Source organism: Idiomarina aquatica (assembly GCF_004362895.1).
Taxonomy (GTDB): Bacteria; Pseudomonadota; Gammaproteobacteria; order Enterobacterales; family Alteromonadaceae; genus Idiomarina.
The window spans coordinates 33211-57969 of sequence record NZ_SNXI01000005.1; the positions used below are offsets into that span (position 1 = coordinate 33211).

Here is a 24759-nt window from a genome sequence, read left to right on the forward strand (position 1 = left end):
CATTTAGGATGAACCTATTAAACATGCATATGGAATGTTTATTATGAGTCCACAGACATTACTGCGCACCTCTAATACCTCTATGGTGGTGTTTTTATTACTTTCAATCGTTGTTTTTTATTTAGCCTGGTTCCAGGAACAAAATTTACCCTTAATGTTGCTGGTGTTCCTGCATTTGTCGCAGGTGATCCTGGCGGGTTTATTTAAAGTTGCTTACGTGTTCCGCTTAATAGCGCAAAACCAGTTAGGTGAAGAGCTGCGGTAAAATCGCTCGGTGCTAAGTAACGGGGACTGGTAACAGGTGCTTTGTTGGAGACTTGGCGGGGGGACTCACGAAACACGCGACAAGCCCATCCATGGGGGCTTGTTTCACGCCATCCATGGCGTTCAACAGTTTCGTGAGTCCCCCCGCCAAATCTCTTATCAACAAAGCACCTGTTGCCAGCCCCCGTTAACTGAACTTTCGCATTACTGCGCGGGTGCCGATACGCAACTTTTGCGCTAGCGGAAAGCGCTTAAAGGTAGACTTTGCCGTACCCGACGTGAAGGCGGTTTGTTTGCTGTAATCAATGGCAACGTCGACGATAACGGGTTTGCCCTCTTCGGCAAATCGCACGGCGTTTAAAATCCCATCATCGAGGGCTTCATCGTTGTTGATTAATACGTACTCCGCGCCAACACCTTTTGCTATTCCTTCGAAGTCGGCACGGCCCAATGTCGTGCAGGGCTTACGGTTGTACGGCATGGCCTGCGCCTGGGCAATTTGCGACAGTTCGCCGTCATTAAAAACGAAATACATGATGCCGAGCTTGTGCTTTGCTGCGGTCAAAATTTCCATACAAGTCATCATAAAACAGCCGTCACCGACGATAGCGAAAACTTGCTTTTCGGGATGGCTAAACTTTGCGCCAATAGCTGCCGGAACCGCATAGCCCATCGCATTAAAATCAGTCGGCGTCAGTAAGGTGGCAGGCTCTGCTAAAGGATACAGTTCGGCGGTTAAAAAGGTATGGTTGCCGTCATCCAATACGGTGATGGCATCGTCGTCCATGTGCTGTCGCAGGTGATTAAAAAAGCGTGCGGGATTAACGCGCCCGTTACTGTCGTGATCAAGCCATTGCTGCTGATAATCTGCTTTGCGCTTCTCGATACCGTTAACCAAACTAATGTTTTTTTCGCGCTTTTCGTCAGCTTTCAATTGTTGTAATAGTTCATCCGTAAACGCTTGCGCATCGGCGGCGATAGCTACTTTAGCGGGATAATTTTGGTTAAATACGGCGCCATCAATGTCCACGTGAATTAATTTATCGGGTACTTCGGCACTAAAACTGCCGGTCGGTATTTCGGAAAACCGCGTGCCGATGGCCAATAGCGTGTCACATGAGTCAAATGCCCATTGTGCCGCCGGCACGGCTGATGGGCTGAAGCCAAACCCAGCGTGTAGCGGATGATTATGAGGGAAGGAAGATAACCCCTGTAGCGTCGTCGCGACCGGCATTTGCAGTTGTTCGGCTAGCTGGATTAATTGTTTTTTTGCATGGCGCGCACCCCACCCAATAAACATCGCCGGGTGTTTGGCTTCGCGCAGCAGCTTTGCAGCCTTGCTAACTAACTCCGGTAGATCGTCATTTGCGAGAACCGGTTGCTGCTCTAAAAAGTCCGCGTAAGGAATGGGTTTTGGCACTCGGTCAGTAAACAATTGCAGGTTAACCGGTATTTCGACCAATACCGGACCGGGCTTGCCGCTAATCGCTTTTTGATAAGCACGGTAAATGGTTTCCACGACTTCGTTTTGATGACCCACCCGGTACGCCGCCTTAGTCAGCGGTTTAGCAAGCTCCAGTTGGTCAACACCGTGCAGCTGAAAACGGTTACCCGTATCGGTGCGAACGCCACCGGACAGGATCAACATGGGTATGCCGTCTAAGAACGCTTCGCCTATGCCACTTGCAGCGTGCGTAAAGCCCGCTGCGGGGACAATGGCTAATACACCAATTTCGCCACATCCCGCTTTAGCCGCACGACTGGCACCGTCAGCCATAAACGCCGCGCCGCCCTCGTGAGTCACCAACACCGGTTCGATTTGCTCGCTGCTGTTAAGCGCGTCATAAAGCTCAGTATTATGCACGCCGGGTATGCCAAAGGTGTGTTTAATGCCCAATTGTTCCAGTGCAAATACCGCCAACTCTGCTGCATTTTTCTTCATTGTTATTGCTCCAGGTGCTGTATGCTTAAATCGAATCCAGCGCCCGGTTCGATAAATCGTTTCATGATTTACTGAGGACGGTTCAGCTATTTTTATTCGTTGTGATTTAGCCGATGCCGTCTTTCACTCCAGTCAGGCAAGAATTTATCCATCAAAGCATAAAATCTTGCATTATGGTAGCGTTCGTACAAGTGAGTTAGCTCGTGCACCACGACGTATTCGAGGCTTTGCGGCGATTTTTTAACTAAGTCAAAGTTAAGCCAGATTTTCTTTGTTCGAATATTGCAACTCCCCCAGCGCGTTTTCATTTTACGCACACCAAAATCACTCGCTTGCACCTGCATTATGGGTTGCCAATGCAACAATAGCTCACTAATTTGCTGTTTCAGCTGGCTCCGGTACCAGCGCTCAAGTCGTTGTGTGACAGCGCTTTCGTCATCGGGCTGCGCTAGCTGTACGATGATTTCATCGTCAACGATAGTCACCTTGCTTGCACCTTGTCTTAATGCCAGTCGGTAATTACGGCCGCGATAGGGAATCATTGCGCCATCGACGAGCGGTGCAGAAGCCAACTCCGGGCGCTCGGCAAACCGTTGCTGTTGTTCTGTTATCCAGTCACTGCGGGACTCAATAATGGCGACGATATCTTCGTGTGGCCACTGCCGGGGCGCAGATACATGAACCTGGGTTGCGTTTTTGATCTTTAAATAGAGGTGTTTTGTGCGCTTTCGCTCAATCACAACCTGATGCGGTCCAATTTGCAAACTTCACCTCCGTTTAACTAGCGATCTTTTAACAACGCTTTGAGTTCCCGTATCTCACGTTGCAAATCAGCCATGCTCGGTTCCGGCTCCTGTTCACTGGCCAGTTCTTCGCGTAAGCGGTCAGCTTCGGCACGGCTCTCTTTATCCATCACGTTAACGACAATACCTATCACCATGTTTAAAAATGCAAACGCCGTTAAAAAGATAAACGACATGTAAAACATCCAGCTGAGTGGATACACTTCCATGGTTTCGTACTGAATATCAGTCCAGTCTTCGAAGGTCATCACCCGGAACAGCGTCAACATGGATATCGCGATGTTTTCCCACAAAAACGGATTGATATCAGCAAACAAATAACTGCCAACCGCTGCGTAAATGTAAAAAATGATGAACATTAACAGCACCACATAGCCCATCTGCGGCAAGGCTTTTAGCAGTGATGTAATCAGCGTGCGTAGTTCAGGGATTATGGAAATCATCCGCAGCACCCGGAAAATACGCACTAAGCGCGCTAACAGGGCTAGCTCAGAGTCGTTAACCGGAATTAAACTAACCACCACAACCAGGGTATCGAAAACATTCCAGCCGTTTTTAAAGAAATTACGTTTATCGTGGTCAGCAATAAAACGGATGCTAATTTCAACCACAAAGAATACCGTAATAAACCAATCCAGGCCGAGCAGCAGTTGGTTCATAATTCCCGGCAGTTCGTAGGTTTTCGCGCCAATTTCTAAGGCTGAAATAATAATCACGCTAATGACCGCAAATTCAAACAAACGGTTACTCTTTAGCGTTACCAGGCGACTTTTCAAATTCTCGTACATCAGCTTCTATTCACCTGCTTCGTGATCATACAAACATCCAATACAACACACCGGCTAACAATAGTCGGTAAATCACGTAGGGCCACATACCGAAAGCATTGAGCCACTTTAAAAATAAGTGAATTGCAGTAATTGCGGTGATAAATGACGCGATGCCACCAATTAAAAAGCCTGTCCAGTCAACCGCTATCGACTCGCTCCAGATGGTTAACAATTTAATTGATGCAGCCGCAATGGTTATAGGGATAGCCATATAAAACGAAAATTTAGACGCCGTTTCGCGGTCTAACCCCATAAATAAGCCCGCAGTGATGGTAGCGCCTGAACGAGAAGTGCCCGGAATTAACGCCAATGCTTGAGCCAGCCCCACAATGATTGCATCTAACCAACCAATATCGGTGAGTTGCCGCTGGCCTCTGCCCCAGCGGTCGGCTGCTGCTAATAACACCGCAAAAACAACGGTGGTGGTAATAATCACACCCACCGCACGTAACACAGAGTCAATGTAATCAAGCAAGAACACGCCGGCAACGCAGGCGGGTATGGTGGCCATAACAACCATCCAACCCAAATGGCTTTGGCCAAGGTTACGCCGCGCGGGAATTGAGCGAAGCCCGTCAACAAGCAATGTTGCAACGTCTTTTCTGAAGTAAAGAACTACCGCAAGCAAGGTGCCGACATGCACTGATAAATCAAAACCGACGCCTTGGTCGCTCCAGCCCGTCAGCGCGGGCATTAAAATGAGGTGTGCCGAACTCGATATCGGCAAAAACTCAGTAATTCCCTGCACAATCCCTAGTATGATGGCCTGCCACAAATCCATGAGATACCCTGTAAAATCACGTGATACTGCAAAAATTTAGGCAGGCATTATAGACTGAATAAACAGCCAGCGTCATAGCTTTGCATGTAATTTTTTTACCACCGTATCGGCAGCTTTATCGTCGACTAAAAAGCAAAGATTATGATGGCTAGCTCCCTGACACACCATACGGATAGTTGCCGGCGAAGCGGCTTGCAGAACACTCGGCGAAATATCGCCGAAATGACCGATGTCATTGCCGATGACAGCGATAAGAGTCAGTCCCGATTCAATATTAACGTGGGCAAACTGCTGCAATTCAGTCAGCATAGCCTCCGCTAACACGGTATCGCCATTAGCTTTAGAGCCTTCTTCATCCAGCGTAATGGCGATACTCACCTCAGATGTAGTAACCAGATCAACACTAACGTCGTAGCGCGCTAAAACATCAAATAGCCGCGCCAAAAAACCAGTAGCATGCAACATATCAACGCTATGCACAGTCAATAGTGTTTGATTTCTGCGCAGCGCCAGCGCTCTAATCGACGGCCTTTCAACCGGGGTGGCAGAAATCAAGGTTCCGCCCTGCTCGGGTTTGCGGCTATGACCGACAAAAACATCAATACCATGCTCTATAGCAGGCTTTAAGCTTTTAGGGTGTAACACTTTTGCGCCAAAAGTCGCCAGCTCAGCGGCTTCTGCAAAGCTGATTTCAGCTAATGGACGGGCATCTTCGCACACACGTGGATCGGTGGTGTAGATGCCTGCGACATCTGTCCAGATATTGAGGCGTTGCGTTTGCATAGCGGCCGCAAATAGCGCCGCGCTGTAATCACTGCCACCTCGACCCAACGTGGTGGTATAGCCCTCAGGCCCCGAACCAACAAACCCTTGCGTAACCATTGCATCACCCGCTTGCAAACGTTGCTGCAGTGGCTGACAGGCTTGTTGCATAGCAACCCAATCAGGACTTGCCTGACCATGGCGTCCATCGGTAGGTAAGAAGTCACGCGCGTCAACGCATGTTGCGCTGTCGTTGTACTGACGCCAGATTGCCGCAAACAACTCACTGGAGCAACGCTCACCAAAGCTTAAAATGAGATCGCGCCGGCGTAACAGCGCTACTGTAGATGTCGGACACGGAGCGACAATAATGTCGATGAGTTGCTGATGCAGTTGCTGTAAAGCCTCTCTACAGCGCGTATCCACATGAGCCTGTTCGGCTATGTGTTGATGCCGCTGGATGATTTCATCAGCCAGCCGCTGACGTTCCACCAGCGTTCGTGATTCACTTATGGCAATAAGGCGGTTGGTAATGCCTGCGCACGCACTGACCACCACCAACGTAGGTGCTTTTTCTGCACAAATAATAGCGACGCATGCGCGAATCGCATCGGCATCGGCCATACTGGTGCCGCCAAACTTTGCGACTTGAATAATAGCGACCTGTTTAGATATGGGGGTTACTGACATGATCTGACCCTGAACAAAACAACACAACACAACGTTCAGAGAGCTTGCAACGATATACTGGCTACGTATAGAGGACTGCAGAAGCTCTCCACCAAATGGTGACAGCTACAGGTGTTCAAACCCGATAGCCGATAGCAACTTACCCCACAATTGCTACCTCGGCGGCCACTCCCCTGATTGAGTCACCCCGGGTGGGTTATTCTGACTCAACGACCTGAGTGCCGCGCCTCTTCCTGCGCTTAGTAAATCACAAATACTCTGCAAAAATCAATTCAAACTAACCGTTCAGGTGTACATTTCGATACGATTTCGACCATTATCTTTCGCTTTATAAAGTGCTTTGTCGGCATGACCAAGCAGGGTTTCTGCATCGTAGCCCGGGCGCCAAACCGCAATCCCCCCACTAAAGGTTACCTCATGCTCACAAATTGGCGTGTCCGCAATAAGTTCCCGTAGCCGCTCGGCTAATTGGTATGCTTGCCGGCTACTGGTATTGGGCATCAGTACGGCAAATTCCTCGCCACCCCAGCGTGCCAGAAAGTCCTCACTACGTAGGTTTTGCTGTAAATAAGTTGCCAATGACTGCAACACAGAATCACCAAATAGATGCCCAAACTGATCATTTACGCGTTTAAAATGATCAATATCGACAAGCAGCAACGCAAACGGCTGTTGTTTGCGCTCAGCATCAACAACGTATTTATGTAACTGTTGGTCGAAACGCTGACGGTTGTTCAACCCTGTTAACTTATCCGTGTTAGCGATGATTTCTAGCTGTTCACGGTTTTGCTGTAACTGCAACATAGCATCAGCTCGGGTACGTTCATAAAACCTGAACAGCATGATGTGTGCAATCAGCACTTCAATAACGTTCAATACACCGCCAAGTGATAGTTGGTATGTGAGACCCGCCTGAACATGCCCGTATACGATATAGGTGGCATAGCTAAAGAATACGATGGATACCAGGGTTCCCATGCTGCGGCCAAGCAGAAAAAATGCCACGGGCGGTATTAACGTTGCCCATACGATACCGTAGTTATTACCACTCCAGACCGTCAGGAACGCCCAAATAATTGTGATGAACAGGATGGTTACTGCCCAGCCTGCCACTTTTACATTCCCTGTTTTACGAAAATACCAGTAAATACAGAGCGATAACGTTAAGCCGATAGCATCAATAAAGGCGATTTCTTTAGCATCGAAAAGAAATAGGTTCAGCGCGGTAACAACGCCGGCAAGTATGCAGACAAATAGAAGTAAGTGATAAATGAGCTTGGCACGGTGAAAGTCGCCGTGATGGCGTGGAATATGAGAAAAGTTTTTATACCAAAACGACAACATAAGATACTGATACCTCGATAGAAGTATCAGTATCTTTTAGGTATTTGAGCATTAAGTCAAATAAAACTTATTTCTTTTTCAGTGAATTCATATCAATTACAAAGCGGTATTTTACGTCGCCTTTTTTCATTCGCTCATAAGCTTCATTGATGTTCTCGATATCAAGCATTTCGACATCACAGTGAATGCCATGCTCACCGCAAAAGTCGAGCATTTCCTGAGTCTCAGGTAACCCACCGATTAACGATCCAGCAATGACGCGACGCTTTAAGACCAGCGCCCCCGCCTCTAGCGGCGGTTCAACTGATTCAAGTAAACCAACAATGATGTGTGTGCCATCATACTTCAAACAGTTTAAATACGGGTTCAGGTCATGTTTTACCGGCACCGTATCAAGCATGAAGTCAAAGCTTTCAGCAACATCCTGCATTTGTTGCTCGTCAGTCGAGATCACCACATGATCAGCGCCCTGCTTTTTCGCTTCTTTCACTTTAGATTCAGAGCGAGTAAAGATGGTCACTTCTGCCCCTAATGCCTTAGCAAACTTAACGCCCATATGGCCTAAGCCGCCCATGCCAATAACGCCCACTTTGTCACCTTTTTTTACACCATAATGACGCAGCGGTGAATAAGTCGTTATACCGGCACATAGCAATGGCGCGGCTTTAGCCGGATCAAGCGACTCCGGTACTTTTACGACAAAACGATCGCTGACGACGATACCTTCTGAGTATCCACCATAAGTAACCGAGCCATCGTGCAGGTCTTCGCCGTTATAAGTTGGTACCATGCCGTTTAAGCAATACTGCTCCAAGCCATCATGACAAGCTGAACAGTCACGGCATGAATCAACCAGGCAACCTACGCCAACCGTGTCCCCCGGTTTGTACGCTGTCACCTTAGCGCCTACCTCAGTAACCCGGCCGATAATTTCGTGCCCGGGTACAACCGGATAGACAGTGCCACCCCAGTCATTTTCAACATAGTGAATATCGGTATGGCAGACACCGCAATAATCAATCTCAATCGCGACGTCATCATCTCTCAATTGACGACGCTCAATCGGATGCTCGGCCAGACCTGAGGTTTCCGATTTTGCTGCATAAGCTTTTACCATAATGAACTTCCTTATTTGAGGGTGTAACTGAACACAACTGCAATGTAATACTAATAAGGCATGGCAATGGATCCATAGCAAACGTTGCATCTAGCTGCATCGCGGCATACTATGAAATCTTTACAATAAAAATAATAGTGTTTCACATGCGTCAGGTGTTCTTCTTTTTTACTGTTTTATCCATTGTTTTAGCGGTTACCAGTTCGCCGCGCGTTCATGCGCAATCCGATGCACAGTATAACTTACCTGACCTGGCAGACAGCAATTCGTTACAACACTATGTACGGCAGGTTTGGACGACTCGTGAAGGGTTGCCGCACAATTCAGTCAATGCCATGGTACAGGATCAAAGCGGCTACCTGTGGCTGGGCACCTGGCAAGGCCCCACGCGCTTCAATGGCCGGGATTTTGAAATTTTTGACGATGTAAGAGTTACCGGCCTACCTGATATTGGTATTTATACCGTCGCACTCAACCGATGCAATGGCAGTTTGTACGTGGGTGGTGCACGCGGCGGCATCAGCCGTTATGACGAAGGTAGTTGGCGCGAACTGGAGCCGGCTCCGCCCTTTATCAACCAGCTTTCAATTGATGACCAATGTAACTTATGGGTGGCGAGCAGCGAACAGGGATTGCTGTTTTATGAGAATGACGAGCGCTCGGTAGCTTTTACCACAGAGCACGGACTGCCCTCCAATGCGGTTTACCAAAGTGTCGTCGACGCTAACGACAACCTTTGGGTCGCGACCAATAAAGGACTCGCGGTAAAAACAGCCAACAGCACACAATTTACTGTAATTGACTCAGTGCCGGGTAACTTGATCCGAGAGTTGCATCTGGGCCCTGATGACAAATTGCTGGTCGGCACAGAACAAGGTCTTTATCGACAACAATCAGATAACGACTTCGTACCTTTTATACCAGAGTTGAAAGCAAGTATCAGCACCATTCACCACAGCCCTGATGGCTACCTATGGATCGGCACCTATCGTCAGGGTGTATGGCGCTATGACGGTCGTAGGCTAGATTCACTCAACGTTGAAAACGGTTTACCAAACAACCACGTGTTGGATATACAAAATGACCATGAGGGAAGTATCTGGGTATCTACCCACGGTGGTCTGGTTCAATTTCGTGATGCGTTATTCAACACCTACTCTAAAGCCCATGGCTTAGCTGGCAACTACGTGAGAGCCGTTTATCAGTGGCAAGGTGCCTTGTATGTTGGTACCAGCAATGGTGTCAGTCGTATCGATGCCGAGGGCGTTCACACTGTTGGCCCTGCTACTGACATTCCTAATCAATCGGTTCTATCGCTGGCAGAGTATCAGGGCAACCTGGTTATCGGTACCTACACTGGCGGAGCATATGTCTGGAACGGAAACACTATAGTTGAGCATTGGCACAGCGAAAACATTCTGCCGGACAATGAAGTTCGGCAAATCGCAGTGCACCCGGACATAGGAATTGTAATGGGCGGCCCCGGTGGCCTAACCCATATCCATAACGACAATATCAGCTACGTCACCCAGGTTGATGGCCTTAAAAATAACTACACCACGGCACTATCGTTCGATCACCAGGGCCAGCTTTGGGCAGGCTCTGTCAGCGGGGTTGTTAAGATAGCCTTGCAGAATAATGGCGATCACTTTAGTTACCAAATTGAACCGGTAGACCTGTCGACATTAAATGATGCCGAATTGGTGTTTCAAATTCAGGAGTACCAGGGGTACCTATGGTTTGCCAGCGATCGAGGGCTTATTATCTACAACGCGGATGACGATAGTTGGCGTATTTTTAATCGCGATACTGGTTTACCTTTTGATAATTATTTATCCGTCGCCTTTGATGGAGCCGCAAATCTGTGGTTGGGAACTAACCGCGGTGCACTTTTAATCCCCCATGATGCGTTTACCGCGACTTTGAGCAATCCGCAAAAGCCACTCATCTATCACCGCTATACCGAGGTCGATGGCATGAGTAACTCACAGGTCAATAGCGGTGGTCCCGCCCTGTTTAGAACCAGTGACGGGAATTTATGGTTTGCCACGGCGACCGGGGTATCTGTAATTGACCCGGGCTCGATCAGTAAACTTGCGGCAACGCCTCCGCCAACCGTTATTGCTACTGTTACCGCGGATGGCGAGACACTGAGCTATGGCGAGCGCGTGGCAGCCGACACCCAGCGTCTTGCTTTTGATTACGCAGGGCTGGGTTACTTGATGTCAGAACAGATACGCTATCAAGTACGATTGGTCGGTTTTGATCAAGATTGGGTAAACAAAGGTCGTTTTACTACCGCAGAATACACCGCCCTGCCAGCCGATGATTATTTATTTCAGGTGCGAGCAGCCTACCCCGGCGGAGAATGGAGTAAACCCGCGACATTTGCATTTAGCCAATCAGAACACTTCTGGCAACGACCAATGACCTGGCTATTATTAGGGCTAGGCACTCTCTTGTTGGCCGGGTTTATTGTTCGCGCTCGACTGCGTTATTTGGATCGCAGCCGACAGCGGCTTGAAGCAATGGTAAAAGAAAAAACCACGGAGTTAGAAGCTATCGCACGCCAGGATCCGTTAACAGGATTGGGCAACCGCCGCGCATTTGATGAGCGTTTAAAACTCGAAGTTAAACGCAGTGCCCGTTCTGGTGGCTTACTATCCTTAGCCATTATCGACGTAGATTATTTTAAACAGGTTAACGACGAGTTTTTACATACCATTGGTGACCAGGTACTGATAGAGCTTGCCAGACGCTTGCGGCGAATACTTCGGGATATTGACTACGCTGCCCGCTGGGGTGGAGAAGAGTTTGCCGTGCTGCTGCCCGATACAGGCTTAGAACAAGCCTATGATGCAGCAGAGCGAATACGACTGGCGATAGAACGCCATGATTTTTCACACTTAATCGGTGATAAGCAATTAACTGTCAGTATTGGCGTTGCAAGTAATCAACACTATCCCGATCACAGCAGTCTGCTTGTTGCTGCCGATAAAGCGCTTTACGAGGCCAAGAATAAAGGCCGAAACCGAACCGAGAAGAAATAAAAGCGCGGTACCTCTGGCCACCTGGAGCAGCAAGTACAGCGCCGGATTATGTAACGAGATTCATAGTAAATGTTCTACCGGCAGGCGCGCTGTAAGCCACACCATCAAACGGCGCGCCACACCAGCTTTGGGTTCGCGGTAGTAACGCCTGGCCGGCACACAGCTTTTATCCAGCCAGTAAAGTTTATAAAAGCGGTTGAGCCGTGGTTGAAAGGTTTTAAACGGCAACTCATTGGCAAACATAGCATTGATTTGTTTGGCTATAGTTGCCGAGGCAATTACCAGTCCGGCCTCGGTGTTTATCTGCGCCGAGCGTGGGTCGAAATTGAACGAACCGACAAACACCTGGCGTTCATCGACAGTGATAGTTTTTGCATGCAAACTGGTCGCTGAGCGGCGAAAATAGGGCAGGACTTTCTTCTGCTCCTGTGTATCTTCCAACCGCCGTAACTCATAGAGTTTTATGCCTGCCATTAATAAACGCCGACGACTGCGTTGATAACCGGCATGTACCGCCGGCACATCGGTAGCAGCCAGTGAGTTGGTCAATACCTGAATATCAACGCCCTGCTCGCTCAACTGCTCAAGCTCCTTCACGCCGTTGGAAGTAGGAACAAAATAAGGAGATACCATGCGCAGTTGCTGTTTTGCCTGACCCAAAACGCGTGTCATCTGTTGTGTGACCAAACGTAACGGTTTGCGGTCGATACTGGCCTTCAGCGGGTCGTCACTAACCCAGTTAGCTTGCGCCTCAATCCATTGACGTTGCGTCAAATTGGTACTCAAGGGGTCGTTTAGTACATAATCTCGCAATTGTTGTACTTGTATCTGTTGCTGATGGCGTTGCCAACGTTGCAGAAAGGCTTCGGTCGGACTGCGACCGGGAATATTTGCAATATCAACCGCCAGGTCGCAACCCCAGTAACTTGCCCAGTCTTGCTGTATTTGCCTTACGACGTCGCCCTGCACGAGTACATCTAAATCCGAAAATAACTCGCCCGCATGCACACCAAAGTACTCATCACCGACATTGCGGCCGCCGACAATTGCCATGCTGTTATCGATAACCATCGCTTTGTTATGCATGCGTCGGTTAACCCGTTTAAAATCGAGAAAGTAATTGAGCCAACGTAACCGTCGGTGGCGTAACGGGTTAAAAAGCTTAACCGCAAAATTGGGTAAACGCTGCAAATCACGAAGCAGCCGCTCGACGGCACTACTATGAAAATCATCCAGCAATAAGCTGACCTTCACGCCACGGCGACTTGCTTTGACCAATTCATTCAGCAACGTAAGCCCGCTTAAATCATCGCGCCACAAGTAGTATTGCAGATTAATACTCTGCTGCGCCTGTCGGCACAACCGTATCCGCTCAAGTAAGCTTTCATGCGCTGTCTCCAGCAGTAAAAATTGCGCCGCCAGCATTTTCGTCATTTGATTAACTCGGTCGCACGTTGCAAACCCGCCAGGGTAAGCGGTTGCATTCGTCCCTGCATGATTTCATGAAGCATTTGAATTGAAGGATAATAGCGCCAATGTGACGACGGCTGCGGATTAAGCCAGACGGCGTTAGCGAACTTCTTCAGCAGACGTCGCAACCATACTTCGCCGGGCTCCTCGTTCCAATGTTCAACACTTCCGCCCGGATAAGCAATCTCGTATGGGCCCATGGTAGCATCACCGACCAACACCAGTTTGTAATCCTCGCCGTAGGTTTGGATAACTTGTTCAGTCGGCACTTGTTCACTACGGCGCCGGCGATTAGTCCGCCATAAGCCCTCATAGGGGCAATTATGAAAATAAAACAGTTCAAGATGCCTGAACTCATTTTTAAGTGCAGTAAACAGTTGTTCTACCTGGTAAACGTGGTCATCCATCGAACCGCCGACATCAATTAGTAGCAATAATTTAATCGCATTGTGCCGCTCAGCCTGCCATTGCAGATCCAGCAGCCCACCCTGACGAGCTGTAGCCGTCAATGTCGCATCAATATCAAGTTCGGTTGGCGCGCCAGTGCGGGCAAACTGCCGTAAATTACGCAACGCAATTTGGAAGCCGCGCTGCTCAAGTTGCGCCTCGTCATCAAGATCGCTGAATTCACGTTTGTCCCATACTTTTGCCGCGCTACGATTACGGTTACCCTGCTGCCCGACTCGAATACCGCCCGGGTGATAGCCATAAGCTCCAAACGGTGAGGTTCCGCCTGTGCCAATCCATTTAGAGCCCCCCTGATGGCGCTCCTGCTGCTCTTGTAAGCGCTCCTGAAATGTTTTTAATAACTCATCGAGCGACCCGAGTTGCTTAATTTTTTCTTTGTCCTCAGCCGAAAACTCACGTTTTAGTGCATCTTCGAGCCACTCTTTGGGTATACTTTCTGCGATATCCGTATTTTTAACGCGCTCAACATAAGCCGCAAAGGCACGATCAAAACGATCGTAAAAACGCTCGTCTTTAACCAGTATCATGCGACTCATATGGTAAAACTGATCAACATCGGCAAAAATCACGCGTTGCTCAAGTGCCTGCAATAAATCGAGCCACTCGGTGATCGTTGTTTTTACCCCTGCTCCACGCAGCAGCTGAAAAAACTCAATTAACACGACGCAGCCGTTCGATTAACTCAACATCCTGCTCGTGTTTTAATAACGCGCCGGTTAACGGCATGGCACTTTGTCGTTGTCGAGACTCAGCCAGTTGTTGTGCGCTGATATCTTCAGCAAGTAACAACCGCAACCAATCCAGCAGTTCTGATGTTGATGGTTTTTTCTTTAAACCCGGCGTGTGTCGCAGTTCAAAAAACATTCCCAGCGCTTCATTCAATAACTTTTGCTGTAGGTCGGGAAAATGCACCTGCGCAATTTGCGCCAGCGTGTCCTCGTCGGGGAACTGAATAAAATGGAAAAAACAACGCCGTAAAAATGCGTCCGGTAAGGCTTTTTCATTGTTTGACGTTATCAACACGATAGGACGTTGCTTTGCCTCGATATGCTCACCCGTCTCGTAAACGTGAAAAGCCATTTGGTCGAGTTCATGTAATAAGTCATTCGGAAACTCAATATCGGCTTTGTCAATTTCGTCGATGAGTAGCACCGGTCGCTGTTCGGCGGTGAACGCCTGCCACAGTTTGCCCGGACGAATATAGTTGCTGATATCATGCACCTTATCGCTGCCAAGTTGACTGTCGCGTAGCCGTGAAACCGCATCATATTCGTACAATCCCTGTTGAGCCTTAGTGGTCGACTTTATCGACCACTGAATAAGATTGGTGCCTAATGACGTTGCCAGTTCCTGCGCCAGCCGGGTTTTGCCGGTTCCCGGTTCGCCTTTTAACAATAGCGGTTTTTGTAAGGTTACAGCCGCATTGACTGCGCTGGCTAACTGCTCAGAAACGATATAGCTATCGGTGCTACGAAATGCCATGTTGAGTCCTGTTTTTGGTGATACTAATGCGCGTTAGTACACGCGCGAGATCTTCTTTCACAAAAGGTTTCGTTACATAGTCGTCCATCCCCGAGTGCAGCGCCTGGGTGCGTGTTTCCGGGAATGCATTCGCGGTTAAGGCAAAAATATGCGGTTGTTTAACATCCGTTAATTGGCGTATTTTTCTGGTCGTTTCCATGCCATCCATCACCGGCATGTGCAAATCCATAAAAATGGCGTCGTAGGCAGTCTGCCCTAATCGCTCAATCGCCATTGCACCACTGGTCACCGCATCAACTTGCTGTCCCAGTGTTCGCAACATCTCACAAACAATCATTTGATTAATGGTATTGTCATCAACCACTAAAATAGCAAACTTTTCTATCTCTGGTAGCGGCAGTTCTGACAGCTCCTGCTCATTAGGCGCCGCACCAAGGTGCACACTCATTGGCAGGCATACGGTAAAACAAGATCCCTCGCCTGGTTCGCTGTCTACCTGAATTGTTCCGCTTAGTAACTGCACCAGATTACGCACAATAGCCAAACCCAGACCGCTGCCTTGTTGCGATCGGGTTAAGCCATCGTCCTCTTGTTCAAACAGCTGCCAGATCCGCTGGGTATCGCGAATACCAGCACCGCTATCGATAACGCTAATTTCCAGCTCGCCCCGCCGCTGAGTTTCCGGTAGCCAACGTGCCCGCAAACAAATTTGGCCCTGTTCGGTAAACTTAATCGCGTTGCTAACCAGGTTACTAATAATTTGAATAATCCGGGTATGATCCATGATGGTTTGCTTGGGTAACTGATCACTGATATCCAGCTTAAATTGCAAACCTTTCTCGCTAACTCGTTGCTCAAATAACGAAGCCACGTGCTGCAAAATCCGTTCAACGCTGTGGGTTCCGAGCTTAATTTTTAATTGCCCTTCCTCTGCCCGGGTTAAATCTAATAAGTCGTTGAGCGTATTTAACAGGTAGTCTCCGCTGTTTTTTATGGTCTTTAATAATCGCTTCTGATAATCCGTAACCTGTGTATTTTCCAGTACTGACGCTAAGCCGAGAATACCATGCAGCGGTGTTCGAACCTCGTGAGACATATTGGCCAAAAATACGTTTTTTGCATGCGCTACGCGACGCGCATCGATCTCGGCTTGTTTTTGCTCAGTAACATCAGTCACAGTGCCCGCGTAACGTGTCGCCCGCCCCTGATTGTCACGTTCGATAATTCGGCCACGATCCAGTACATAAACCCAACGGCCGGAGCGGTGCAATATACGATGCTCACTCTCGTAAAACGGCGTAATACCATCTAAGTGGTCTTTAATGGCACGCCATACACGGTCATAGTCATCGGGGTGCAGGCGGCTTGACCAGGTTTCCACCTGTTTCTCTAGCTCATCGGGTTCATAACCGAACATTTTTGCCCAACGCTCGTTAAATCGCGTTTCATTGGTCTGTGGATTCCACTCCCAGGTACCCAGCCGTGTTGCATCGAGTAGTAACGACAAGCGGTTGCGTTCTGTTTCGAGCTTTAATTCCAGCGCCTTGCGCTCGGTAATATCAATTAAATAGCCAAACAGAACGTTAACGCCCTTCTGCTCGTCACGTTTAACCACTGTGGTATCGGTTACCCACACATAATGCCCGTCTCGATGACGTATACGGTAGTCCTGATGAGTAAGGCGATAATCGGTTTTTCCTGACTTCAGCAATTCGACTTCGTCATTAACGCGCGCTAAATCATCCTCGTGGATAAGGTATTTAAATTGCACCTCGCGGTTAAGAAACTGCGCCTTGCTGTAGCCAAATACGGTGGCAACGTTATCCGAAACATAACGTACCGGCCATAGCTCGGTATCTTCCCAGACAAACAGCGTCAACCCCGTACCAGCATTGATCAGCTGTTCAAGGTTTTGATTAGTAACGGGTTCAGGCTGGCCTACTGATTTACTCATGGCTGATATGTTGCTTTACTCAACAACTGCGCTAAGGGTACACTGAGATTAACAATAAAAATAACGAACATACAGTTTACGATAAAAATTCATGGCAACGGACGTCAATCAGTGGCAAACACAGCTTCTAGAACAAGTCGATAAGCTCATCGCTGTCGCACGTCAGCAGCTGGTGCAACAACAACCGCGCGATGTTAAAGTGCGGGGGCCCGAGTATTGGCAGCGTTATGCCAAACATCATTATGTAAAAGCTGCCGAACTGATTAAACACTCCCCTTTTGACGCCGCTAAACACTTTCGTCGTGCGGCTTTGCTGGGTCACGGTAAGGCGATGCTCTATCTCGGCCAATTGTTTTTACAGGGTGAACACTTACCGGCAAGTCCTTTTCACGCATGTTGTTGGCTAACGTTAGCCGAAAAAGCAGGACAGCCGACAGCCTCTAAACTGCTCGAGCAATTAACCCCGCGCCTGACCGCACATGAAATCAATCTTGCCCGACGCCTAGCTGCCGAACGCTTCGAACAACTCTGCGACGCCAGCTTTACTCATAGCAACTAAATCCAAGGCTACTGCCACAATTGTAAGCGCTGTTTGATTTTGCCACTGGCAATCAGTTCGGCAAGTTCTTCACCCAACGCCTGCCCTGCCGCTATTGCTTTGCGCCAATAGTCAATACGCTCCGCCACCGGCAGTTTCTGAAAATCTGTACGATCCGGTATTTTGCCGTAAGGCAGTGACCGTACAAACTCATCCGTGGGAGATATAAAAACAACGTTTGGCCACTGCTTGCCGCTGGTGCGACGTTTTTTTAGACGCTTATCAAACCACCCCGGGATCGCCTCGGAATGAAAGTGCGGATAAAGCACCAAGCCGTTAACCCGCGACAAGTCGAGGTCAAAATGATAGTCGGTAATACCGCCATCACGATACATACCCGCAGGCGCTCCCGGTATATCCTTAACGCCCTCTAACACTAAAGGAATCGAACCCGTTGCCAATAAAGCCGGGGCAAAATTTTGCTGACTCAGCGACACAAAACGTGTAGGTAAATCATCCCAGTGCTTACAAAAATCGAGATCCGACTGGGGATGATGAAACATCACTCGTTCGTAATATCGACCCAGCGCGCGCCGATTAACCGAGTTAGCCAACGCTGATGATAATAATCCCCATAGTTGTCGACGACCTTCTGAGGCCGTACTCCGTAAACAGCGAGCGACAATAAAGTGATGCTGTACGTTAGTCTGGTTAAGGATCGAAGTCACCGCATGGTCAGGGACGTATTCCGCCAACAGCTTTTTGGCCTCGGCAGTAATTTCCGCGCGATCAGGGTTTTCACTATAGGTCTGGGTGCTATACAAGCGCGCAAACAATTCGCTGGCAGCTACCGGATCAGGCTGTCCCAACGCCGCAAAACGCCAAGCGCCCGCCGACGTCCCCAGGGTCTTTAACGGTTGCTCCTTGCCGGCAAAAAAATCGCCAAATAAAAACCGATCTAATCCCTGCAATATAAACCACTTCGGCCCACCCGACGCGCCTAATAATAAGTCTACATCGTTGGCCTGCAGACCCTGCTGCTTGATATGTTCGTAGGCGCTTGCGCCAGCTCGTATACTTAACAATGGCGTGCTCATAACATCCTGTCTTTTATAATTGTTTTTTACGTTCGGCTAAAACACCAAGTAGTAATAAAATGGCGAGCGTTGCAGGTGCAGTTAAATGCAAGGGAATACCGTGCAACCATGACGACAACAGTGGTGTAAACCAAATCAATAAATAGCCATAGCCAAAGGCACAAACCAACACAAAGATAGCCGCACGAAACACAAAATGTAACCCTGAGATTTGCCGGCGAATCACCTGATTGACTTCGTTGCCATAGATAACCAGTAAGGTCGCGACAATCATGGTGGCGATTTGGTATAAATGAGGCCGAACCATTAGGCCTAGCTCGTTTAATAACTGCAACACGTTGTATCCTATTACTTATTGTTACTTTCTCTGCGCCAGCGCAGTATACGATTTTTTAAAACATGACGCATCTAAAGCTGGTCGCACGTAACGACTGGGTTTGTTATTATCGGCATCATCGTAGCCATTAAATGAGTTAACCAACAGATGAAGTTTATTTCTTTTAACATCAACGGTATTCGCGCTCGCCTTCACCAATTACAGGCGTTAATCGACAAACATCAGCCTGACGTTATCGGCTTACAGGAAACCAAAGTCCACGATGACCAGTTCCCGCTTAGCGATGTTGAAGCCATGGGCTATCACGTTATTTATCATGGTCAAAAAGGCCACTACGGCGTCGCCTTAATGAGCAAAAAGCCATTACAAAATCCGCAGTTTGGTTTTCCTACCGACGACGATGACGCCCAGCGTCGAATGATTATGGGCGACTATCCGTTAGACGACGGTCGCAGCGTTCGCGTGCTCAATGGTTACTTCCCGCAAGGCGAGAGCCGTGACCACCCAACTAAGTTTCCTGCTAAAGAAAAGTTCTATCAGGACTTAATGGCGTATTTGGAAAACTCACTGGATGCCAGCGAGCCGGTCATTATCATGGGTGACATGAATATCTCTCATCAGGATATCGATATTGGTATCGGTGAGCAAAACATGAAGCGCTGGTTAAGAACGGGTAAATGTAGCTTCTTACCTGAAGAACGTGACTGGCTTAACCGCTTGCTTGATTGGGGGCTAACCGATACTTATCGTAACCAGTACCCGGACGACACCAATGAATACAGCTGGTTTGATTATCGCTCACGTGGCTTCGACGATAACCGTGGCTTACGTATTGATTTGATCCTCGCCACCCGGGCATTGGCCGAAAACTGTATAGATAGCGGTATTGATTACGAGCTACGCGGCATAGAGAAGCCGTCCGATCATGCGCCGATTTGGAGTTCATTTAGCGTCTAAACGGCGGTAACCATCAAATGACCTGGGTCATTCATGGGGCGGCGCTACTCGTTGTCCTCCTCAGCATAATGAACAGCAACTGGGCTTTGCTTCGGCAGAGCTCACTGTTGCAGCATCTCAGCCTGGGAGGTATGGCGGTACTCAGCTTTATCTGGACGTTTTCGGCCGAGCTAGAGCAAGGTCTTAGCATTCACTTCCTTGGAGTTACCGCATTAACCTTAATGTTAGGTTTTCGCCGTGCTGTGGTAGTCGGAGCGGGCATCGTGTTGCTAAACCTTTGGGTTAGCTCCTATTCTTTAAGCAGCATTTCTGCACTTTACTTAAGTCATATCGTTGTTCCGGCACTTGTAACTTACGTGGCGTATGCGATTGTGTACCATCGGCTCCCCCGCCATCCGTTTGTTTATATCTTCGTAAATGCCTTTATTACCGCAGCTAGTGCGATTGCTGCCGCGCACATGGCACACGCAACCTGGGCACTGAGCAGTGGTTATCTGAGTTGGGATAATATCTGGCAAAACTATTTGGTCATCACGCCACTCGTTATGTTCCCGGAGGCACTACTGAACGGGATGGCAGTTACGCTGATGGTGGTTTACAAGCCAGAGTGGCTAAAAACCTTCAGTGACCCAGTCTATATTGACGGCAATTAGTGCTCATGAGGCGGCAGGGTGTCCAACGCCTTACGAATAATAACACCCAGGTCATAATAGTCGGGGCCTTTTCTGCCCTGCGGCTGACACACCTCACCACTAGCCTTTAGCTTGTTCTGTAGCTCTTTATACCAAGCTTTTAAGCGCGGTGATAACGGTTGCCGCGCGCGCCACCCCAGCCAGTAGACCCCCTGTAGCGGCAATGACAGCATGATAAGCGAAAGCAAAATCCCCTGCGCCAACTGCTCTGTGGGCATAAACTGATAAAACAATGCACTATTTAATACTGCAATCGCAGGTGTCCAACGTTCACCTAATCGCGTAACTGGAATAACACGCGACTCTGTGAAAGCTGCGGTGACAGAATGGTGTGGCCAAACCTTTGCGTAATCCCGACCGTCTTTTAACACCGTAATAAAACTTCGCTTCATAATACCTCGCACTCATTGTGGCGTTATTATAAACAATATCGGAATGATTGTACGATTACTGCACAAAAGATTTTTTCTTTAAAATTCAATGATATAACAACTTACATTACCGTAGTGCACAAAGATATCCACAGATAATGTGGATACAGTTGCAGGGACTGCCAAGGTTTGCCAAGATACCGTTTTATTCTGGTACTAAGCGAGTGATGACGTTGCCAACTGAGCTACTACCGATCACATCCCCTGCGAATGGTCGATTCTGCACGGTCGATGAACATGCATCCGCGTTTTCACGCAATCAGCTATTTGGCCAGGGTCCAATGATAGACGTCACCGGCAACCAAATCGTTGCGCCTTTTTACGCCACCGTTAAAACAATCAGCAGCAGCGGCGACTTTATGCAGCTCATGGCAACGGGTGTCAGTGCAGCAGTCACATTAACGCTCATGTTTGGACATGGCGAACACTTTCAGGTACATCAGGCGCTTAGCCGGCACGTCCGCGACGGCGATACGGTGAACAAAGGTCAGTCGTTATTAACCCTCAACCAGGCGCTTTTGCGCGCAGGAGAGCCACACCAGTCTCGCTTAAGTCTTTTTATACAGTGTCCGGCAACTTTAACCTGGCCAACTTCCGGCACAGCCACTGCGCTGGACAGCATTATTTTTGAAGAGGAACAAGACAAATTATGATGACGGTTTTCGGTATTAAAAACTGCGATACAGTTAAAAAAGCAACCGCCTGGCTCGAGCAAAATAACATTGCTTACACCTTTCGCGATGTTCGCCAGCACCCTGTAGATGTTGATACCGTATTGGCGTGGCTGCAACAGGTGCCCGCCGAGAAACTCGTGAATAAGCGCAGCACAACCTGGCGCCAACTGACGGATGAGCAACGCCAACTGAACAGTAATGACGCCGCGGCGCAGCTTATTGTCGATAATCCAACCTTGTTTAAGCGGCCGCTGGTTGAAGATAACCAGGGTATACACGTTGGCTTTAAAGAAGCCGACTGGCAAACTCGATACCAATAATCAGGAATCACGTTATGAGTGAAACGTTAGCACTGGCAAAAGACTTAATTGCCAGACCCTCGATAACACCGGCTGATGAAGGCTGCCAACGCGTGATTGCAGAACGGCTGGCTGCATTGGGCTTTGATTGCGAAACCTTGGTTTTTGAGGACACCACTAACCTGTGGGCGCGTCGCGGAACCGGCAAGCCGGTTTTTTGCTTTGCCGGCCATACTGACGTAGTCCCACCCGGTGATCCGAATGACTGGGACACGCCTCCGTTCGAGCCAACGCTAAAAGACGGAATGCTTTATGGTCGGGGCGCGGCAGATATGAAAGGCAGTCTGGCGGCAATGGTAGTCGCCGTGGAACAGTTTCTGGCCAAAAATCTGCAACCATTGCCCTTCGATCTTGCCTTTTTAATTACCAGCGATGAAGAGGGTCCGTTTATTAACGGCACTAAACGCGTCATTGAGACACTGGAGCAGCGCAACGAAAAAATTACCTGGTGTATTGTCGGTGAACCGTCCAGTACCGATCGCGTTGCCGATATTATCAAAAATGGTCGTCGTGGCAGTTTAACAGGTGACTTAGTAGTGCATGGCATACAAGGCCATGTTGCCTATCCTCATATGGCACAAAACCCGGTTCACGAAGCAGCGATCGCACTGCATGAGCTGGCATCTGAACAATGGGATAATGGCAACAGCTATTTTCCACCGACAACGTTTCAAATATCGAATATTCATGCGGGTACCGGTGCAGGCAACGTCATTCCCGGCCGCTTAGACGTGCAATTCAACTTTCGTTTTTCTACTGAGTTAACTGCAGCACAAATTAAGCAGCGGGTTAGCGAGCTTCTTGATCGCCATAAGTTGAATTATCAACTTACCTGGAAACTCAATGGACCACCCTTTTTAACTGAGCCCGGCACCCTCGTTGACGCCGTGCAAACGGCAATTAGCCAGCAGTGTAAGCAACCGGCAACGTTGTCCACCGCCGGCGGCACATCAGACGGTCGCTTTATCGCGCCAACCGGCGCGCAAGTTATCGAGTTAGGCCCCGTTAACGCAACCATCCATAAGGTCAATGAGTGTGTCAACGTCGATGACCTGGACAAGCTAACGGCTATTTACTGCCATACACTGGTTGCGCTTAATCAAAGCCTGGATCAATCATGACCATGCCCCAGTTGTCATTGTCAGTACAGCAACTCTGCGGACAAGATCAGAGCCATGTGGTTGCTATACCCGCAGAGAATGGCTTGCTTCACCCGTCAGCTGTATCGGCATACCTTGAGATGCGTGCCGCGGCGAAAAGTCAGGGCATAGTTTTAGCAATCGCCTCCGGCTTTCGCTCATTTGAACGCCAACTGAGTATTTGGAATCGGAAATGGTCGGGAGCGCTCATGCTTCGCGATCAATCTGGCCGGGAGCTGGACGTAACTGCATTAACAGATGATGAAAAGTTGGCCGCGATCCTTCACTGGTCGGCATTGCCGGGCTCTAGCCGTCATCATTGGGGAACCGACCTAGACGTTTATGATCCTACTGAATTTACCAACACCGAGCGTCAATTACAGCTAGTCCCGTCTGAATATTGCGATCCACAGGGGCCTTGCTTCTCGCTTTGGCAATGGCTGACAGAACACGCCAGTGAATTTGGCTTTTTCTTCCCTTATGCGCGGTATCAGGGCGGCGTTGCGCAAGAGCCCTGGCATTTAAGTTACCGACCGCTCAGTTGCCGGCTATTACCTCAGCTGACACCAGCCGTACTCAAACAGATAATAGCATCGGCAGATATCGCCGGGCAGTCAGCGATTTTGGCTAATATCGATCGAATTCGCCAACAATACATTGATAACATTTGCGAGGACAACGGATGGACCAATACATGGTGTGGCTAATCATCCTTTTAGTGATTGGCGTAATTGTAAGTAATTTGATGGTGCTTAAATACACCAGTAAGTTCAAATGGCCGGGCAATAAAAAGCCGGATGAAAAAAATTCACCCGGCAATAACAGCGACGAAAATAAAGGTGACGACTAGCTAAGTTCTACACCCAGACGCTGAGCGACTTCACGGTAAGCCTCAACGACACCGCCCAAGCCCTGACGGAAGCGGTCTTTGTCGAGTTTTTCGCGTGTTTTAGCGTCCCACAAACGGCAGCCGTCAGGGGTAAATTCATCACCCAACACCAACTGACCGTCGACTACACCAAATTCAAGTTTGTAATCCACCAACAGTAAACCAGCCTGTTCAAACAGCGATTTAAGTACCGAATTGACTTTGAACGTGAGGGTTTTCATTTGCTCTATTTGCTCTTTGCTTGCCCAGCCAAAAGCCTGTATATGATACTCGTTAACCATCGGGTCATGCAGCGCATCGTTCTTCAGGAAGAACTCAAACGTTGGCGGATTCAGTTCCTTACCTTCCTCTACGCCCAAACGCCGAACCAGAGAGCCTGCCGCAATATTGCGAACAACGCACTCAACCGGGATCATCTCCAGTTTTTTAACCAGTGACTCATTGTCACTCAACAGTTTGTCCAGTTGCGTCGGAATACCCGCCTCTTCCAGCCGCGTCATAATAAAATGATTAAAGCGGTTGTTCACCATGCCCTTGTCGTCGAGTTGCTCGACCTTCTCGCCATCAAAGGCTGAGGTGTCGTTGCGAAACTCTAAAACCAATCGGTTGGGATCATCGGTTTGGTAAACAGTTTTTGCTTTGCCGCGGTACAACTCACTGCGTTTTTCCATGACTGGACAGACCCTTAT

25 protein-coding genes and 1 riboswitch are annotated in these 24759 nt (G+C 48.7%); of the genes, 10 read left to right on the forward strand and 15 right to left on the reverse strand.

Annotation, left to right across the window (positions count from 1 at the left end; all coding sequences use genetic code 11):
* Positions 1-43 precede the first annotated feature (43 nt).
* The gene (locus DEU29_RS05350) at positions 44-265 is read left to right on the forward strand and encodes a hypothetical protein (protein WP_133539225.1); all 222 of its coding nucleotides are present in this window, start codon (positions 44-46) and stop codon (positions 263-265) included.
* Positions 266-451: 186 nt separating this feature from the next.
* Here DEU29_RS05350 and DEU29_RS05355 read toward each other — a convergent pair whose 3' ends face one another.
* The 7 genes from DEU29_RS05355 to DEU29_RS05385 all read right to left on the reverse strand — a co-directional run bounded on the left by DEU29_RS05355 (position 452) and on the right by DEU29_RS05385 (position 8533).
* Complete coding sequence (locus DEU29_RS05355) at positions 452-2206, reverse strand: thiamine pyrophosphate-binding protein (protein ID WP_133539226.1); 1755 nt, start codon at positions 2204-2206, stop codon at positions 452-454.
* A gap of 92 nt (positions 2207-2298) precedes the next feature.
* Positions 2299-2970 carry a M48 family metallopeptidase gene (locus DEU29_RS05360; RefSeq protein WP_133539227.1) on the reverse strand — a complete coding sequence of 224 codons (672 nt, stop codon included), beginning with the start codon at positions 2968-2970 and terminating at the stop codon, positions 2299-2301.
* A 17-nt stretch (positions 2971-2987) separates the two neighbouring features.
* Positions 2988-3797 (reverse strand): ion transporter, encoded by an 810-nt coding sequence (locus DEU29_RS05365; protein WP_133539228.1) that lies wholly within the window; start codon positions 3795-3797, stop codon positions 2988-2990.
* 25 nt (positions 3798-3822) lie between these two features.
* On the reverse strand, positions 3823-4620 hold the full coding sequence (locus DEU29_RS05370) for an undecaprenyl-diphosphate phosphatase (RefSeq protein ID WP_133539229.1): 798 nt from the start codon (positions 4618-4620) through the stop codon (positions 3823-3825).
* 72 nt (positions 4621-4692) lie between these two features.
* Positions 4693-6072, reverse strand: a complete 1380-nt coding sequence (lysC, locus tag DEU29_RS05375; RefSeq protein WP_133539230.1) for a lysine-sensitive aspartokinase 3 — start codon at positions 6070-6072, stop codon at positions 4693-4695.
* Positions 6073-6145: 73 nt separating this feature from the next.
* Positions 6146-6312, reverse strand: a riboswitch (Lysine riboswitch).
* A gap of 45 nt (positions 6313-6357) precedes the next feature.
* The gene (locus DEU29_RS05380; protein WP_133539231.1) at positions 6358-7416 is read right to left on the reverse strand and encodes a diguanylate cyclase domain-containing protein; all 1059 of its coding nucleotides are present in this window, start codon (positions 7414-7416) and stop codon (positions 6358-6360) included.
* A 67-nt stretch (positions 7417-7483) separates the two neighbouring features.
* Positions 7484-8533: an NAD(P)-dependent alcohol dehydrogenase gene (locus DEU29_RS05385; RefSeq protein ID WP_133539232.1), complete on the reverse strand. Its 1050-nt coding sequence runs from the start codon at positions 8531-8533 to the stop codon at positions 7484-7486.
* Between the two features lie 146 nt (positions 8534-8679).
* Here DEU29_RS05385 and DEU29_RS05390 point away from each other — a divergent pair, with 146 nt between their 5' ends.
* Positions 8680-11583 (forward strand): ligand-binding sensor domain-containing protein, encoded by a 2904-nt coding sequence (locus tag DEU29_RS05390; RefSeq protein ID WP_133539233.1) that lies wholly within the window; start codon positions 8680-8682, stop codon positions 11581-11583.
* A gap of 60 nt (positions 11584-11643) precedes the next feature.
* Here DEU29_RS05390 and DEU29_RS05395 read toward each other — a convergent pair whose 3' ends face one another.
* The 4 genes from DEU29_RS05395 to DEU29_RS05410 are packed head-to-tail and all read right to left on the reverse strand — an operon-like array spanning position 11644 to position 16957.
* Positions 11644-13017 (reverse strand): phospholipase D family protein, encoded by a 1374-nt coding sequence (locus DEU29_RS05395; RefSeq protein WP_133539234.1) that lies wholly within the window; start codon positions 13015-13017, stop codon positions 11644-11646.
* Positions 13014-14183, reverse strand: coding sequence for a vWA domain-containing protein (locus DEU29_RS05400; protein WP_133539235.1), 1170 nt, complete (start codon positions 14181-14183; stop codon positions 13014-13016). The genes DEU29_RS05395 and DEU29_RS05400 overlap by 4 nt, the downstream gene beginning before the upstream one ends.
* Complete coding sequence (locus tag DEU29_RS05405; RefSeq protein ID WP_133539236.1) at positions 14173-15003, reverse strand: AAA family ATPase; 831 nt, start codon at positions 15001-15003, stop codon at positions 14173-14175. The genes DEU29_RS05400 and DEU29_RS05405 overlap by 11 nt, the downstream gene beginning before the upstream one ends.
* Positions 14990-16957 (reverse strand): PAS domain-containing hybrid sensor histidine kinase/response regulator, encoded by a 1968-nt coding sequence (locus tag DEU29_RS05410; protein ID WP_133539237.1) that lies wholly within the window; start codon positions 16955-16957, stop codon positions 14990-14992. The genes DEU29_RS05405 and DEU29_RS05410 overlap by 14 nt, the downstream gene beginning before the upstream one ends.
* Positions 16958-17048: 91 nt before the next feature.
* Here DEU29_RS05410 and DEU29_RS05415 point away from each other — a divergent pair, with 91 nt between their 5' ends.
* Entirely contained in the window at positions 17049-17516 is a 468-nt protein-coding gene (locus DEU29_RS05415; RefSeq protein ID WP_133539238.1) for a hypothetical protein, read from the forward strand.
* An 8-nt stretch (positions 17517-17524) separates the two neighbouring features.
* Here the strand turns inward: DEU29_RS05415 and DEU29_RS05420 are convergent, their stop codons facing one another.
* Together DEU29_RS05420 and DEU29_RS05425 are read right to left on the reverse strand one after the other, a co-directional pair.
* The gene (locus DEU29_RS05420) at positions 17525-18592 is read right to left on the reverse strand and encodes an alpha/beta hydrolase (protein WP_133539239.1); all 1068 of its coding nucleotides are present in this window, start codon (positions 18590-18592) and stop codon (positions 17525-17527) included.
* Between the two features lie 13 nt (positions 18593-18605).
* Positions 18606-18929: a DUF3392 family protein gene (locus tag DEU29_RS05425; RefSeq protein WP_133539240.1), complete on the reverse strand. Its 324-nt coding sequence runs from the start codon at positions 18927-18929 to the stop codon at positions 18606-18608.
* Positions 18930-19076: 147 nt separating this feature from the next.
* Here DEU29_RS05425 and xthA point away from each other — a divergent pair, with 147 nt between their 5' ends.
* Both xthA and DEU29_RS05435 read left to right on the forward strand, forming a co-directional pair.
* Entirely contained in the window at positions 19077-19886 is an 810-nt protein-coding gene (gene xthA / locus DEU29_RS05430; protein ID WP_133539241.1) for an exodeoxyribonuclease III, read from the forward strand.
* 17 nt (positions 19887-19903) lie between these two features.
* Complete coding sequence (locus DEU29_RS05435) at positions 19904-20539, forward strand: energy-coupling factor ABC transporter permease (RefSeq protein WP_133539242.1); 636 nt, start codon at positions 19904-19906, stop codon at positions 20537-20539.
* Here DEU29_RS05435 and yfbV read toward each other — a convergent pair.
* Entirely contained in the window at positions 20536-20970 is a 435-nt protein-coding gene (yfbV, locus tag DEU29_RS05440; RefSeq protein ID WP_133539243.1) for a terminus macrodomain insulation protein YfbV, read from the reverse strand. The genes DEU29_RS05435 and yfbV overlap by 4 nt on opposite strands.
* Positions 20971-21107: 137 nt before the next feature.
* Between yfbV and DEU29_RS05445 the strand changes: the two genes are divergently transcribed.
* From DEU29_RS05445 to DEU29_RS05465, 5 genes are read left to right on the forward strand one after another with little or no spacing between them, the layout of a single operon-like run.
* Complete coding sequence (locus DEU29_RS05445; protein WP_133539244.1) at positions 21108-21662, forward strand: PTS glucose transporter subunit IIA; 555 nt, start codon at positions 21108-21110, stop codon at positions 21660-21662.
* Positions 21659-22003 (forward strand): arsenate reductase, encoded by a 345-nt coding sequence (locus DEU29_RS05450; protein ID WP_133539245.1) that lies wholly within the window; start codon positions 21659-21661, stop codon positions 22001-22003. Before DEU29_RS05445 ends, DEU29_RS05450 begins: the two co-directional genes overlap by 4 nt.
* 14 nt (positions 22004-22017) lie before the next feature.
* Positions 22018-23163, forward strand: a complete 1146-nt coding sequence (dapE, locus tag DEU29_RS05455; RefSeq protein ID WP_133539246.1) for a succinyl-diaminopimelate desuccinylase — start codon at positions 22018-22020, stop codon at positions 23161-23163.
* Positions 23160-23888 (forward strand): M15 family metallopeptidase, encoded by a 729-nt coding sequence (locus DEU29_RS05460; protein WP_243734490.1) that lies wholly within the window; start codon positions 23160-23162, stop codon positions 23886-23888. The genes dapE and DEU29_RS05460 overlap by 4 nt, the downstream gene beginning before the upstream one ends.
* A complete protein-coding gene (locus tag DEU29_RS05465) occupies positions 23864-24031 on the forward strand; it encodes a DUF2897 family protein (RefSeq protein ID WP_133539247.1) in 168 nt (55 codons plus the stop codon). Before DEU29_RS05460 ends, DEU29_RS05465 begins: the two co-directional genes overlap by 25 nt.
* Here DEU29_RS05465 and purC read toward each other — a convergent pair.
* Complete coding sequence (purC, locus tag DEU29_RS05470) at positions 24028-24741, reverse strand: phosphoribosylaminoimidazolesuccinocarboxamide synthase (RefSeq protein WP_133539248.1); 714 nt, start codon at positions 24739-24741, stop codon at positions 24028-24030. The genes DEU29_RS05465 and purC overlap by 4 nt on opposite strands.
* Positions 24742-24759 lie beyond the last annotated feature (18 nt).

Bases quoted from the DNA above. Each gene is read 5' to 3' on its own strand.
- DEU29_RS05420 (WP_133539239.1), bottom strand. From the start codon at position 18,592: ATGAGCACGCCATTGTTAAGTATACGAGCTGGCGCAAGCGCCTACGAA.
- DEU29_RS05370 (WP_133539229.1), bottom strand. From the start codon at position 4,620: ATGGATTTGTGGCAGGCCATCATACTAGGGATTGTGCAGGGAATTACT.
- lysC (WP_133539230.1), bottom strand. From the start codon at position 6,072: ATGTCAGTAACCCCCATATCTAAACAGGTCGCTATTATTCAAGTCGCA.
- DEU29_RS05450 (WP_133539245.1), top strand. From the start codon at position 21,659: ATGATGACGGTTTTCGGTATTAAAAACTGCGATACAGTTAAAAAAGCA.
- purC (WP_133539248.1), bottom strand. From the start codon at position 24,741: ATGGAAAAACGCAGTGAGTTGTACCGCGGCAAAGCAAAAACTGTTTAC.
- DEU29_RS05460 (WP_243734490.1), top strand. From the start codon at position 23,160: ATGACCATGCCCCAGTTGTCATTGTCAGTACAGCAACTCTGCGGACAA.
- DEU29_RS05445 (WP_133539244.1), top strand. From the start codon at position 21,108: ATGTGGATACAGTTGCAGGGACTGCCAAGGTTTGCCAAGATACCGTTT.
- DEU29_RS05405 (WP_133539236.1), bottom strand. From the start codon at position 15,003: ATGGCATTTCGTAGCACCGATAGCTATATCGTTTCTGAGCAGTTAGCC.
- DEU29_RS05435 (WP_133539242.1), top strand. From the start codon at position 19,904: ATGACCTGGGTCATTCATGGGGCGGCGCTACTCGTTGTCCTCCTCAGC.
- dapE (WP_133539246.1), top strand. From the start codon at position 22,018: ATGAGTGAAACGTTAGCACTGGCAAAAGACTTAATTGCCAGACCCTCG.
- DEU29_RS05415 (WP_133539238.1), top strand. From the start codon at position 17,049: ATGGCAACGGACGTCAATCAGTGGCAAACACAGCTTCTAGAACAAGTC.
- DEU29_RS05395 (WP_133539234.1), bottom strand. From the start codon at position 13,017: ATGACGAAAATGCTGGCGGCGCAATTTTTACTGCTGGAGACAGCGCAT.
- DEU29_RS05410 (WP_133539237.1), bottom strand. From the start codon at position 16,957: ATGAGTAAATCAGTAGGCCAGCCTGAACCCGTTACTAATCAAAACCTT.
- DEU29_RS05465 (WP_133539247.1), top strand. From the start codon at position 23,864: ATGGACCAATACATGGTGTGGCTAATCATCCTTTTAGTGATTGGCGTA.
- DEU29_RS05365 (WP_133539228.1), bottom strand. From the start codon at position 3,797: ATGTACGAGAATTTGAAAAGTCGCCTGGTAACGCTAAAGAGTAACCGT.
- DEU29_RS05390 (WP_133539233.1), top strand. From the start codon at position 8,680: ATGCGTCAGGTGTTCTTCTTTTTTACTGTTTTATCCATTGTTTTAGCG.
- DEU29_RS05350 (WP_133539225.1), top strand. From the start codon at position 44: ATGAGTCCACAGACATTACTGCGCACCTCTAATACCTCTATGGTGGTG.
- DEU29_RS05380 (WP_133539231.1), bottom strand. From the start codon at position 7,416: ATGTTGTCGTTTTGGTATAAAAACTTTTCTCATATTCCACGCCATCAC.
- DEU29_RS05355 (WP_133539226.1), bottom strand. From the start codon at position 2,206: ATGAAGAAAAATGCAGCAGAGTTGGCGGTATTTGCACTGGAACAATTG.
- xthA (WP_133539241.1), top strand. From the start codon at position 19,077: ATGAAGTTTATTTCTTTTAACATCAACGGTATTCGCGCTCGCCTTCAC.
- yfbV (WP_133539243.1), bottom strand. From the start codon at position 20,970: ATGAAGCGAAGTTTTATTACGGTGTTAAAAGACGGTCGGGATTACGCA.
- DEU29_RS05385 (WP_133539232.1), bottom strand. From the start codon at position 8,533: ATGGTAAAAGCTTATGCAGCAAAATCGGAAACCTCAGGTCTGGCCGAG.